The sequence below is a fragment of the Bradyrhizobium jicamae genome (assembly GCF_001440395.1).
In the GTDB taxonomy this organism is placed as follows: domain Bacteria; phylum Pseudomonadota; class Alphaproteobacteria; order Rhizobiales; family Xanthobacteraceae; genus Bradyrhizobium; species Bradyrhizobium jicamae.
Window position 1 is genome coordinate 130,165 of the sequence record NZ_LLXZ01000012.1, and the last position, 11,776, is coordinate 141,940.

Annotated in this window: 13 protein-coding genes and 1 pseudogene; 10 read left to right on the plus strand and 4 right to left on the minus strand. The window is 61.1% G+C overall.

The genetic code is table 11. The annotated features are described in order from the left end of the window. Window positions 1-314: 314 nt before the first annotated feature. A complete protein-coding gene (locus CQ12_RS03090; RefSeq protein WP_057833914.1) occupies window positions 315-1,115 on the minus strand; it encodes a Spy/CpxP family protein refolding chaperone in 801 nt (266 codons plus the stop codon). A gap of 456 nt (window positions 1,116-1,571) precedes the next feature. Here CQ12_RS03090 and CQ12_RS03095 point away from each other — a divergent pair, with 456 nt between their 5' ends. The 6 genes from CQ12_RS03095 to CQ12_RS43330 all read left to right on the plus strand — a co-directional run bounded on the left by CQ12_RS03095 (window position 1,572) and on the right by CQ12_RS43330 (window position 7,556). After that, on the plus strand, window positions 1,572-2,912 hold the full coding sequence (locus tag CQ12_RS03095) for an ABC transporter substrate-binding protein (RefSeq protein ID WP_057833889.1): 1,341 nt from the start codon (window positions 1,572-1,574) through the stop codon (window positions 2,910-2,912). Window positions 2,913-3,021: 109 nt separating this feature from the next. Then, window positions 3,022-3,960: a carbohydrate ABC transporter permease gene (locus CQ12_RS03100; protein ID WP_057833890.1), complete on the plus strand. Its 939-nt coding sequence runs from the start codon at window positions 3,022-3,024 to the stop codon at window positions 3,958-3,960. Further along, on the plus strand, window positions 3,960-4,871 hold the full coding sequence (locus CQ12_RS03105; protein ID WP_057833891.1) for a carbohydrate ABC transporter permease: 912 nt from the start codon (window positions 3,960-3,962) through the stop codon (window positions 4,869-4,871). Before CQ12_RS03100 ends, CQ12_RS03105 begins: the two co-directional genes overlap by 1 nt. Before the next feature lie 4 nt (window positions 4,872-4,875). Continuing rightward, window positions 4,876-5,976 (plus strand): ABC transporter ATP-binding protein, encoded by a 1,101-nt coding sequence (locus tag CQ12_RS03110; RefSeq protein WP_057833892.1) that lies wholly within the window; start codon window positions 4,876-4,878, stop codon window positions 5,974-5,976. 30 nt (window positions 5,977-6,006) lie between these two features. Continuing rightward, the gene (locus tag CQ12_RS03115) at window positions 6,007-6,996 is read left to right on the plus strand and encodes a hydroxyacid dehydrogenase (protein ID WP_057833893.1); all 990 of its coding nucleotides are present in this window, start codon (window positions 6,007-6,009) and stop codon (window positions 6,994-6,996) included. Between the two features lie 131 nt (window positions 6,997-7,127). Further along, window positions 7,128-7,556, plus strand: coding sequence for a hypothetical protein (locus CQ12_RS43330; RefSeq protein ID WP_157087971.1), 429 nt, complete (start codon window positions 7,128-7,130; stop codon window positions 7,554-7,556). Here the strand turns inward: CQ12_RS43330 and CQ12_RS43335 are convergent. Beyond that, on the minus strand, window positions 7,551-7,805 hold the full coding sequence (locus CQ12_RS43335; RefSeq protein ID WP_057833895.1) for a hypothetical protein: 255 nt from the start codon (window positions 7,803-7,805) through the stop codon (window positions 7,551-7,553). The two genes, CQ12_RS43330 and CQ12_RS43335, sit on opposite strands and share 6 nt — an antisense overlap. 226 nt (window positions 7,806-8,031) lie before the next feature. On the opposite strand from CQ12_RS43335, the gene CQ12_RS03130 reads away from it, so the two are divergent. Then, the gene (locus CQ12_RS03130; protein WP_057833896.1) at window positions 8,032-8,445 is read left to right on the plus strand and encodes a hypothetical protein; all 414 of its coding nucleotides are present in this window, start codon (window positions 8,032-8,034) and stop codon (window positions 8,443-8,445) included. 19 nt (window positions 8,446-8,464) lie between these two features. On the opposite strand, the gene CQ12_RS03135 is transcribed toward CQ12_RS03130, so the two are convergent. After that, complete coding sequence (locus CQ12_RS03135; RefSeq protein ID WP_057833897.1) at window positions 8,465-9,004, minus strand: DUF1993 domain-containing protein; 540 nt, start codon at window positions 9,002-9,004, stop codon at window positions 8,465-8,467. A gap of 90 nt (window positions 9,005-9,094) precedes the next feature. On the opposite strand from CQ12_RS03135, the gene CQ12_RS03140 reads away from it, so the two are divergent. The 3 genes from CQ12_RS03140 to CQ12_RS03150 all read left to right on the plus strand — a co-directional run bounded on the left by CQ12_RS03140 (window position 9,095) and on the right by CQ12_RS03150 (window position 11,345). Further along, window positions 9,095-9,847: a transporter substrate-binding domain-containing protein gene (locus CQ12_RS03140; protein WP_283807344.1), complete on the plus strand. Its 753-nt coding sequence runs from the start codon at window positions 9,095-9,097 to the stop codon at window positions 9,845-9,847. A 191-nt stretch (window positions 9,848-10,038) separates the two neighbouring features. Beyond that, window positions 10,039-10,851, plus strand: coding sequence for a DUF2147 domain-containing protein (locus CQ12_RS03145; RefSeq protein WP_057833899.1), 813 nt, complete (start codon window positions 10,039-10,041; stop codon window positions 10,849-10,851). A gap of 116 nt (window positions 10,852-10,967) precedes the next feature. After that, complete coding sequence (locus tag CQ12_RS03150) at window positions 10,968-11,345, plus strand: hypothetical protein (protein WP_245309703.1); 378 nt, start codon at window positions 10,968-10,970, stop codon at window positions 11,343-11,345. A 216-nt stretch (window positions 11,346-11,561) separates the two neighbouring features. Here CQ12_RS03150 and CQ12_RS03155 read toward each other — a convergent pair. Then, window positions 11,562-11,776, minus strand: a pseudogene (locus CQ12_RS03155) (transglycosylase); the annotation flags it as partial.

Genomic DNA, 11,776 nt, shown 5'->3' on the forward strand with positions numbered 1-11,776 from the left:
ATGCCTGCCTTCAATCGACGGCACCCGCTTGGCCGCCGGTGCCGTACGTGATGTTGGGCGGCAACACTTGCAACCAAAGAATGAAGTTCCCGACAACGCCGCAAGTCAGCCACGACTATGGCGCAGGTCCGTCAGGGTTTCTTCATCATTGCAATGAGATTGGGGGAGCCGCGCCGCTGCGGCAGAGTAGCCGGGTGCCGTGCCTTTCAACCTACCCCAGGGCCTGCGTACCCGGCTATTCGCTCGGCGAGCCATAGCGTTTTCGAGCGAAGTGGACACCGGTTCGCGTTAAGAAAACGCGTCAAAACAAGAAGCTAATCGAGCCCGCGTTCGTGGCTCAGATTGACCATTTCCTGAATGAAGACCGCCTTTTGCTTGTCGTCCAGGCTGGCGAATAGCGGCTCGGCTGCATCCGCCACGTTGCGCTGATCGACGGCGCGGTCGTTGAGGAATTGCGCCTCATTGCGCATCTGCTCGACGATGTCGTCAGGCGGATCGCGCTTGGCCCGCGCAATGCGCAGGTTGAGCCGGTCGGCACCGTTGTGGCCAAGATAATGCATCGCACTGTTGAAGCCGGCCCAGTGCTTTTCCTGTTCGGGCGTGAGGTTTAGTTCCTTCTTGATGCGTTCGATATTGGCGTCGCTGTTGGCGACGATCTGTTCGGCCGTCAGTTGCGGTGCGCCGGTCTGGGTGAGGACGGCCGGCTGCGGCGGTTGCTGTGGTTGCTGCTTCGCGGTCTTGGTCGCCTTGGACCCCTTGGACGGCTTCGATGCGTCGCCTTGCTTGGCCTCGCCCTGCTTGGAAGCCTCACCCTGTTTGGCATCCTTTGTCGCAGGCGCCTGTCCGCCCTTCGCATTGGGATTGTTATTGTTGTTGCCTCCGGTGAAAACGCCGGTGACGCCCGTGACCACCCCGACGACACCGCCGATCGCGCCGCCCAGGACACCGCCTACCGGACCGGCAGCCTTGTTGCCCTCTCGCGCCCCCTGCTGCACGCCCTGCACCAGCCCTTGCGCATTCGCTATCGCGGGCGCAGCAAGAGCCAGCATGGCGATGGCGCCAAGCGCATACCGCAATCGCGACGACTTCGGCGCAATGTGCAAGGGACGGGTCATCATCTGGTCTCCATCGTCGATCGAGAGTTCGGCACGCGTCTTCGCAGTGCGTCGAGAATCCTCTTTGCCTAAGCTATCGTTTCCGCCCCAAACTCGTCCACCGTTGCGCCCTAACGGTTCCACGGCTGGAAACATCACCGGGAGGAAGACGCCGCTTGGTGGCTGCGGCGCAATCGCACACCCCGTGTCGGACTCGAAATAACAAACGCGTGCAACGCAATATTGCCGCGTCAATTATTGACGATCCCAATGACATGGCATCGCCGCTCCCGTCGCCCGGAATTTCCACGCAACGTTAGTTCAATGACGACAGCTGCGGTGTTTTCTCGACAGACGCAAACAATTCTGTTCTGATCCGATTGCGAAATCTCCGCTGGCCGCCGCCTCGACGCGGCTCTCCTCCAGACGGAGAAGAAAAATAAAAAGCAAAATCTGGCTCAGCAAAGAGGAAACGCCATGTCCCGCAGGAAGCTTTCTCGCCGACAATTCGTTGCTGCGACAGCGCTAACATCCGCAGCCCTCGTTACCGCGCCGTATGTGCGCGGCGCCCACGCCGCCGGCAAGCTCTCGATCGGTTTCTGGGACCACTGGGTTCCCGGCGCCAACAAGGCCTCCACCGATATCGTCAACGCCTGGGCGGAAAAGGAGAAGGTCGAGGTTCAGATCGACTACATCCCGAGCCAGGGCAACAAGAACCTGCTGACCATCGCCGCCGAAGCACAGGCGAAATCCGGTCACGACATTCTGGCCATGCCGACCTGGTGGCCGCATGCGCAGGCCGAGCTGCTGGAACCCATGAACGACGTCATGGATGGCCTGATCAAGCAGAACGGCGAGCCCAACGGCACCGTGAAATATCTCGGCCAGTCCAAGGGCAAATGGCTTGCGGTGCCCGCGAGTGTCGGCAGCCAGATCAAGGGTCCCTGCTCGCGCATCGACCTGATGAAACAGCATGCCGGTATCGATGTGCAGGCACTGTATCCCGCCGGCGCGCCGCCGAAGGCCGATAGCTGGAATCTGGAGACCTTCCTCAAGGCCGCGGAAGCCTGCCACAAGGCTGGCGTGCCATTCGGTATTGGCCTCGGCGAAACCAGCGACAACGTTGATTCCGCGGGCGCGTTCTTCCAGGCATTCGGTGCGGCCCTCGTCGACGAGAAGGGTAACCTCACCGTCAAGACCGACGCCGTACGCCAGGCCCTGGAGTTCTACAAGAAGCTGATCGCGTTCCTGCCGCCGGACGCCGGTGCCTGGGACGATTCCTCGAACAACAAGTGGCTTGTCTCCGGCAGGGGCGCCATGATCATGAACCCCCCGAGCGCCTGGGCTGTCGCCAAGCGCGACGCGCCGCAGGTCGCCGAGCAGTGCTGGACCCACGGCTTCCCGTCCGGGCCAAAGGGCCGCTTTGCACCTTACCTTGCGTACTTCTGGGGCACCTGGTCGTTCTCCAAGAACAAGGAAGCGGCCAAGAGCGTGCTGCGGACGCTTTCGCAGCCGGATGCGATCGAGAAGATGTGCGTGGCGAGCGGCGGCTACGACCTGCCCTGCTACGAAAAACTCACCACGCTGAAGGTCTGGCAGGAGGAAGCGCCGCCGAAGGGCACGCTCTACCACTACCCGAACCCGCATAATCATCAAACGCTCTCGATCGCTGCGGCACCCGCCCCACCGAAGATCGCCCAGCAGATCTATACGCAGGCGACGCTGACCAAGATGTGCCTGCGCTATTCCAAGGGCGAAGCGATGGAAAAGACGCTCGCCTGGGCTGAAGGCGAGTGCGAAGGCTTCATGCGGAGCTGACGGACGGAAGGACCTTGGCGGCCTGCCTGATTGCAGGCCGCCATTACGCATCCGCATTCAATCGCGGCGTCTGCAAGGCAGACCGAACGTGACAGGGTGAGAACAGACCATGGCTGACGTCGTACTGCACCCGGACAGGGCCGCCACCTCGAAAACCGTGCGCAAACGCGGCGGTCTGCACAACATGCTCAAGCGCAAATCGACCGTGGCGTTCCTGATGGCGCTGCCGCTGATCCTGTTGATCGCGATCCTTGTCATCTATCCCGCCTTCTACGCGCTGCACCTGGCGACATTGAACAAGTCAATGCAGCGCTTTATCGGGCTCAGTAACTTCGAGTTCCTGTTCAAGCGGGAGACGTTCTGGCTGGTCGTCAAGCAGTCCTGCATCTTCGCGATCACGGCGGTGATCTTCAAGGCGGTGCTGGGCTTCATCATTGCCCATTTCGTCCACAACATCCCCGCCAAGGGTCAGCGCAAATGGCGCGGCATGCTGCTGGTGCCCTGGGTCATCCCGCCGGCGATGAGCACGCTGGCCTGGCTGTGGCTGTTCGATCCCTCCTACAGTGCGTTCAACTACACACTTTCGTTCTTCGGCATCGGGCCAATCCCATGGACCGGCGATGAAATGTGGGCGCGCTTCTCGGTCATCCTCGTCAACATCTGGGTCGGCGCACCGTTCTTCATGATCATGTACCTGGCGGCGCTGAAATCCGTGCCCGACCAGCTCTATGAGGCGGCCGCCATCGACGGCGCCAATTGGTGGCAGCGCATCTGGTACGTGACGCTGCCGATGATGCGCAACATCATCGCGATCACGACGCTGTTCTCGCTGATCGTGACCTTTGCCAATTTCGACATCGTGCGCATCCTGACCGCGGGCGGCCCGCTCGACCACACCCATATCTTCGCAACATGGGCGTTCCGGATCGGTATCGAGGGCAGCGATATTCCGTTGGGTGCCAGTGTGTCTCTCTTCATGGTGCCTATCCTGGCGGTCGCAGCGATCTTCATCCTGCGCGACATCTCCAAACGCGGGAATGAAGCCTGATGACCACAGCGACAATCGACAAGGCCGCGCCGACCCGCACGGTCAAGTACGGCAGTATGAGCCGCGACCGCGCCTGGGCGCTGCGCTGGTCCTATTTCTTCCTGGTGATCTTCGCGATCTTCTTCCTGACGCCGCCGATCTACATGTTCATCACCTCGCTGAAGAGCAGCGCGGAGATTTCGGCGGCGACTAATCCGTGGTGGGTGTTCCATCCGACCCTGGAGAACTATACCGGGCTGCTGACATCGAACCAGTTCCTGCGCTTCTTCTGGAACTCGGCGATCGTATCGATCTTCGTCGTCACCATCACCATGCTGATCGCCGTACCTGCCGCCTTTGCGCTGTCGAGGATGCGGTTCTGGGGTTCGGCGACGCTCGCGACCGGCGTGTTCCTGACCTATCTCATTCCCGAGACGCTGCTGTTCATTCCGCTGTTCAAGATGTTCGCGGTGGTCGGCGACTGGACCGGCGTCCAGCTCATCAACAGATGGTACGTGCTGCTGATCCTCTACCCGACGCTGACGGTGCCGTTCTGCACCTGGATCATGATCGGTTACTTCGCGAGCATCCCGAAGGAGCTGGATGAAGCCGCCATCATTGACGGCGCATCCTGGTTTCAGACGCTGACGCGGATATTCATCCCGGTTGCGTTGCCTGGACTGATCGCAGCGACGATCTTCGCCTTCACGGTCTCCTGGGCGCAATTCCTCTATCCGCTGGTCTTCACCACGTCGACAGACCAACTCGTGATGCCGGTTGGCATCATCACGACGCTGATCAAGGGCGACGTCTTCAACTGGGGACAGATCATGACCGGCGCTCTGCTCGGCGCAGCTCCTCCGCTCATCATCTACGCGTTTCTGATGGACTATTACATTGCCGGCCTGACCGCCGGTGCGACAAAGGGCTGATCTCATGGCTGACGTGACGTTGCGTAAGGTTGTGAAGCGCTATGACGAGGTCGAGGCGGTGCGCGGCATCGATCTCGACATCGCCGACCATGAGTTTGTCGTGCTGGTGGGACCGTCGGGTTGCGGCAAGTCGACCACGCTGCGGATGATCGCCGGCCTGGAAGACATCTCCGACGGCGACATCATGATCGGTGGCGACGTCGTCAACGACGTGCCGCCGAAGGATCGCGATATCGCGATGGTGTTTCAGAACTATGCGCTCTACCCGCACATGACGGTCGCGGAGAACATGTCGTTCGGACTTCGGCTGAAGCGCTACCCGAAGGCCGAGATCAAGAGCCGCGTCGACGAGGCTGCGCGCATGCTCGACATCGTCGAGCTGGTCGACCGCAAGCCGAAGCAATTGTCCGGCGGCCAGCGCCAGCGCGTCGCGATGGGCCGCGCCATCGTGCGCAATCCGAAGGTGTTCCTGTTCGACGAGCCGCTGTCCAATCTCGACGCCAAGCTGCGCGTGCAGATGCGGATCGAGATCAAGAAGGTGCACCAGAAGGTCCGCACGACGACGGTCTACGTCACCCACGACCAGGTGGAGGCGATGACGCTGGCGGACCGCGTGGTGGTGATGAACCATGGCCGGATCGAGCAGATCGGCACACCGAACGAGCTCTATCACAAGCCGGCGACGAAATTCGTTGCCAGCTTCATCGGCTCGCCGGCGATGAATTTCGTCCCCTGTCGGCTGGAGGATCTCGCCGGGAAGTTGCACGTCCGGCTGACCGACCGCATCGCCTTCCCGCTGCCGCCGGCCCGCGCTGCCCGTTATCAAGGCATTCCGCGCACCGACAAATTGCTGCTGGGACTGCGGCCCGAGCACATCACCGAGGCCAAGCCGCATGCTGAGCCCGGCGTGGAGGCCTTTGACGCAGTGCTCGACGTCACCGAGCCGATGGGGATGGAGACGCTGATCTATTTTACCCTGGAGGGCGCGCAGGTCTGCGGCCGGGTCAATCCCAATGCCGGCGCGCAGGATGGCGCTCCGCTCCGATTGGCTGTGGACCTCAACAATATGCACCTGCTAAACGAGGTGACCGGCGTCGTCCTTTGACGACGCATCAGCGAGACCCAAGGGCAGGAAATGGCGACCAACAAGAAGAAAATCTTCATCACGGAATCGATGTCGCAGCAGGGAAGAGCGCTGCTTCATGCGCGAGACGACATCGAGATCGTCGAATTTCCCAACATGATTGCGCAGAAGGATTTCGAGACCAAGCTGAAGGAGCATGCGCCGGTGCACGGCGTCGCCCTCGGCGGCACCCGCTTTGGCGAGCCCGAGCTCGAAGCATCGAAGGACATGCTGGTGGTGACCCGGATCGGCGTCGGCTTCGACGCCGTCGACGTTCCCGCGCTCAGCCGCCGCAAGGTCCCGCTGATGGTGGCCGGCACTGCCAATTCGCCCTCCGTCGCCGAGCATGCGGTATTCATGATGCTGATGCTCGCCAAGCGCGCGACGGAAATGCATTCGCTGGTCAGGGACGACAAATGGGCTGACAGGCTCGGCATGCTGCCCTTTGATCTCTTCGGCAAGACGGTCCTGATCGTCGGCTTCGGGCGCATCGGCACCCGCACCGCCAAGCGCTGCCTCGCCATGGAAATGAACGTCCTGGTCTTCGACCCCTACAAGTCAGCCGCCGACATCAAGGCTGCCGGCTGCGAACCCGTCGCCGACCTCGACGCCGCGCTGCCGCGCGCCGACTTCCTCACCATCCACTGCCCGAAAAACCCGGAGACGGTCGGCATGTTCAATGCCGACCGGCTGAAGCGGCTGAAGCCATCAGCCTATCTGATCAACACGGCGCGCGGCGGAATCGTCGACGAGGCTGCGCTGCACGCGGCGCTGGTGTCCGGCAAGCTCGCCGGCGCGGGCCTCGACGTTTTCGAGCAGGAGCCGCCGCCGGCCGGTCAGGCCCTGCTCGCGCTGCCGAACGTCATCATGGCGCCGCATGTCGCAGGCGTCACGGTGGAAGCCGTCGACCGGATGAGCGAACAGACCGCCCGCAATATCCTCAGCGTCCTGGATGGCGATCCCGTGCGCCAGAACGTGATCAATCAGGACGTGCTTGGCTGAACCATCGGAGTGAATGATCCCTGGCGCGGCCGCTCCATCGGCCCGCCGGGAAGCGAAATATGTGCATGGCCTTCAAGGAATACGGCAATCTCGATGCGTGCTAACGCAGAGTACCCACTTTGGAGGTATCAGTGAAATCGGCTTTATTTTTGTTACTTTTACTGTTCACGGCTTCGACTTTCACGGAAACACTAGCAGCTCAGGAGAGAGAATATCCCTACAAAGATTTGGTGCAGACCGCTCAAATAAATAAAGAAGAAGTCGCCTTGATCCGCGAACTCCATGAGTGGAACGGACCATTCACACAAGAAGATGATCGCCACTATGTTCAGGAAGCAGGATTCAAGGGCGGCTACAACATGGGCCCTAATAGCAAGTATGGCATAATGAAGGGCATGGCAAAGCCCATGCAGGGCCACGGCGGCCTTAAGTGGGGACCGTGCAATCGCTCGATGCTTTCCGATTCATTCGTCAACGGCTGGATTCGCACGCCCGGCGGCAGATATCGCAACCCGGCCTACATGGTGAAGCCAGGCGGCGTCGCTTGCGCAAAACTATAGCTCACACCGCGCCGCGATCCCGTCGCGAGAAAAAGCTTCACGGGCGATCAGGTTTTGAAGGTGACTCAAACCTCGTAGATCGTCGCAGACTGTGCGCGCGTTGACGTTCAACGCCCTCGCCGATCCCTCGCCATCGTCCATTCGCGCTTGCAGGTTTTGATTGTTCCATCGGTACAAATTCCGCATGTCCAGACAACCGGTGATGTCGGTGCCGTTGGCATGGAACAAGGTTGGATTGCCGCTCGGCATGATGTTCGCGGCTAAGGTTCGGCGATGAGGCGACCTTGTTCCGGCCGACCGGCCAGCTCGAACAGGTGCGGTCCTGGAAGAACCGATTACCTCCGGTGTGTGCCTAACCAGCGCCTTCAAAACGCCACGGATGGACAAAACCCGGCCTTATCGCTAGCGAGGAAGGGCACCGGGCGGCAAGAGCAGCACCGATTCTGCCAAACGGGCGCGATCCGGAGGCTGAATCGTGACTCAAGGCGACCCAACCGACAATGCACTGGCGACCATCGCCAGCATTCTCGACGCGCCGGAATCCCGCCGCGAACCCGAAAAGGCCGCGGCTGCCGAGCAAAAGCCGGTAGGCCCCCCGCCAATCCCCACATCTCCTCCGCCGATCGAGGCACATGGCTACGCCAGGCACGGTCCCGGACCGATGGCCGCGATTCGTTTCAAATGGACGGTCCGCCTTGAGAATGGCAGCTACTATGTCGACGAGACCATCGGAGAGAACTCGACTCCGATCGTGACCGGCCCGATGTCGAGGGAAGCTGCGATCCGGATGGTCGATGATCGCGAAAGCGACGCACGCCGCCGCTTCGAGCAGTTCAAGAGCGAGATGACCGAACGCGCTACCGCCAACAAGGAGAGCAGTGAAGCGTAGCGTTGCGCTCCTTTCACGGTTATCTCGGCGGCCCCAAGAAGTCCTTCTTGGCCAGATCGACGCCGGTATGGCGCAGGATGTCGTAGGCGGTCGTGACATGAAAGAAGAACTGCGGAACGCTGAACGTCAGCAGCAGCGATTTACCAGTAAATTTTCGTTGGGTCCCATTCTTGAAGGTGAATGCGACCTCCTTGTCGGCTGCGTTCTCGATCTCCTCGCGCGGCAAGCCCTGCACGAAATCGATCGCTACCGATATCCGCGACTTGAGTTCGGGAATATCAGGCTCCACGCTTGAAAATGTGTGCGGGGCGCGGCCGGCCAGCAGCGCGCAGGCGACGATCGCATGCCGCTTGGCCTCTCCGACCTGCTGTTTCAAATTATACATCGTGGGCGACAGCCGCATGTTCAGAAGAACCGCGGGATCGATATTTTGCCCTTCGGCATGGACGGCGGCCTTGTCGAGAAGATCGGATAGATTTCCGAGATACGGCACGAAAACGCCGACGGAAGCTTCGTAAAGCGAGATGGTCACGATTTCTCCGGGTGGCACCACGGGCATATCTGGTCTAAATCGGCGCCATCGCTCCAGAGTGTCATCTAACTTGTCGGCGGAGAAGAGCTGATGTTTCGCGTGTTCGTTAGTCTTGCAATGGCTGTCCTGTGGACCGTTGCCGCCCATGCTCAGCAGCCGGCGAATTCCCGCCTCGACGACATCATCAAGCGCGGCACGCTGCGGGTCGGCATGACCGGCGACTATCAGCCGTTCACCTATTTCGACAAGGCGACATCGAAATTCAGCGGCTTCGACGTCGACATGGCGGAAGCGCTGGGCAAGGCGCTCGGCGTCAAGGTCGAGTTCGTTCAGACGGCGTGGCCGCAGCTGATGAAGGACTTCGAAGCCGACAATTTCGACATCGCGATGGGCGGCGTCTCGATCACGCTCGACCGGCAGAAAAAGGGAATGTTCTCGGCGCCGATCATGCGCGAGGGCAAGACCCCGATCGCGCGCTGCGCCGATCAGGGCAAGTATGAGACCATCGCCGACATCGACAAATCCGGCACACGCGTCATCGTCAATCCCGGCGGCACCAATGAGCGCTTCGCCAAGGCGAACATCAGGAATGCCGAGATCAAGATGTGGAACGACAATGTCACGATTTTCGACGAGATCGCCAAGGGCAATGCCGATCTGATGATGACGGACGCTTCCGAGACCCGCTATCAGCAGAAGCGGCATCCCGGCGTGCTCTGCGCGGTGCATCCGGACAAGCCGTTCGATTTTTCCGAGAAAGCCTATTGGCTGCAGCGCGACATGCCATTGAAGGCCTTTGTCGATCAGTGGCTGCATATCGCCGTCCAGGACGGCAGCTTCAGGAAAATCTACGCCGTCTGGTTCGATTGACCCTCGAAACACCTGTTTTCACAGGCAAATTGACCGTTCATTGCACGCTATCTAATCTGCTCGGGTCGAATTTGAACCGAAGCCGCTAGTACACGACTTATAGTTTGAAAGTGATCTGGATCACGCTGGGTGAAGCTGCCACTGCGTAATAGCTTTGGCAGCTTGGGTCCCCCGCTCAGGAGGTCGTCATAATGAAGAAGTGCCTCGCTATCGCCGCGCTTTTGCTGGCGAGCACCCTAACCGCCGCGCAGGCGCAGTACTCGTTTGAGTATAACGGCCGCACCATTACGATCGATCCTGATCGCGGCACCGTTTCCATTCCCGGCGTCTACGATAATACCGGCAAGAAGGCCAAGCGCCCGCGTGGCGAGGAAGGCGATCTCGATCGTCCGAGCAGGAAGGTCCCGCAGCAAGCGAAGACCGCCCCGCAGGCCGCACCTGAAACGGCACCAGCGCCGGCTGCACCGGCACCGGCCGAGCAAGCGGCTGTCCCGCCGGCACCAGCGCCGGTTGCCCCTGCTCCGACCGCTGCGCCACCCGCGCCGTCTACGGCCGCCGCTCCAGCGGCAGTGCCCGCTCCTCCAGTACAACAGAATGCCGCTCCGGCAGTCCCGCCTGCACCCGCCCCCGCTCCCGTTGCCGCGCCGGCACCGCCGCCGCAACAGAAGCAGGCCGCTGCTCCCGCGGCTTCGCCGTCGCCGTCTTCGAATTCACCGCTCGGCGTGTGGCTGACGGAGGAGAAGGAAGGCAAGGTTCGAATCGAACAGTGCGGCCAGAATCTCTGCGGCTATTCCGTCGACAAGAAGTCGAACCAGAACGGCGAGCAGGTGCTGATCAACATGAAGCCGGGCAACGACAAGTGGAGCGGCAGGATCTTTGATCCGAACACCGGCAGCACCTATGACTCCACGATCGCACTGAGAGGCACCGACAGCCTCCGCGTTCAGGGCTGCGCCTTCGGCGGCATGTTCTGCGGCGGACAGACCTGGACCCGCGTCAACTGACCTAAGCCACGATCTCACATACGACCAAAGCCCCGCCGCAGCGCGGGGCTTTTCCATTTTGGCACAGCGCGTGATGGCAATCACAGTCGCGATGGAGCCGCTATGAGACCGTGAACGTGTCCAAACCAAAGGGGCACGACATGGTAAAATCCTGGAAATCCCTCGCCGCCGTTTTGCTGCTTGCTGCACTGGGCTTTGCGACGCCGTCCGCAGCCGCGAAATTCGACGGCGATTGGAATGTGCAGATCACCTCGTCGAACGCCGCCTGCGTGAGCAGTGCGTCGGTCTCGATCGAAATCAACAACGGCCAGGTCGCCTCGAACACGGCCGCTGTAACGGCATCCGGCCGTGTCGCCGACGCCGGCGCGATCCGCGTGACCCTTGCAAGCGGCATGAAACGCGCGGTCGGCTCCGGTGTTCTCGCCGGCACGTCAGGATCGGGTACATGGCGCGCCGCGCTGTGCTCCGGCACCTGGACCGCGCAGCGGATCTAGCCAGGCGTGAACCCATAAACACCGGGCGGACTGCTTGCCAGTGTCCGCTGTGCCCGCGAGAGCCGACGTATTGCTGCATAGGAACAAAACGACGCTATGGGCCATGAGTAGACATCGGCACTTGGTCGACCACCTCGTTAGCGGCGATTTCTGAATCGTGAAGTGAGACGGGCTCGGCGGCGGGATGCGGCAGCTTCTGCCGACCACGCGACGAAATTACTGCTTCGCCCCTGCGGCGACGGCGGTCGCCATGTACTTCGAATAGAATTCAGCGACCCGCGCGCGCCACATGCCGACGAACGCCTCCGATGTCACCTTGTCCACCGATTTCCACACCTTCTTGAGGGCCGGAAGGGTGTTGCCCCAGATCGCGCGTTTGCACCACTTCTCGCCCTTCTCCCTGCCTTCGCTGGTGGCGCACATGGATTTCC

Bases quoted from the DNA above. Each gene is read 5' to 3' on its own strand.
- CQ12_RS03095 (WP_057833889.1), top strand. From the start codon at position 1,572: ATGTCCCGCAGGAAGCTTTCTCGCCGACAATTCGTTGCTGCGACAGCG.
- CQ12_RS03105 (WP_057833891.1), top strand. From the start codon at position 3,960: ATGACCACAGCGACAATCGACAAGGCCGCGCCGACCCGCACGGTCAAG.
- CQ12_RS43335 (WP_057833895.1), bottom strand. From the start codon at position 7,805: ATGCCGAGCGGCAATCCAACCTTGTTCCATGCCAACGGCACCGACATC.
- CQ12_RS03135 (WP_057833897.1), bottom strand. From the start codon at position 9,004: ATGCCCGTGGTGCCACCCGGAGAAATCGTGACCATCTCGCTTTACGAA.
- CQ12_RS03110 (WP_057833892.1), top strand. From the start codon at position 4,876: ATGGCTGACGTGACGTTGCGTAAGGTTGTGAAGCGCTATGACGAGGTC.
- CQ12_RS03145 (WP_057833899.1), top strand. From the start codon at position 10,039: ATGAAGAAGTGCCTCGCTATCGCCGCGCTTTTGCTGGCGAGCACCCTA.
- CQ12_RS03115 (WP_057833893.1), top strand. From the start codon at position 6,007: ATGGCGACCAACAAGAAGAAAATCTTCATCACGGAATCGATGTCGCAG.
- CQ12_RS03090 (WP_057833914.1), bottom strand. From the start codon at position 1,115: ATGACCCGTCCCTTGCACATTGCGCCGAAGTCGTCGCGATTGCGGTAT.
- CQ12_RS03140 (WP_283807344.1), top strand. From the start codon at position 9,095: ATGGCTGTCCTGTGGACCGTTGCCGCCCATGCTCAGCAGCCGGCGAAT.
- CQ12_RS03100 (WP_057833890.1), top strand. From the start codon at position 3,022: ATGGCTGACGTCGTACTGCACCCGGACAGGGCCGCCACCTCGAAAACC.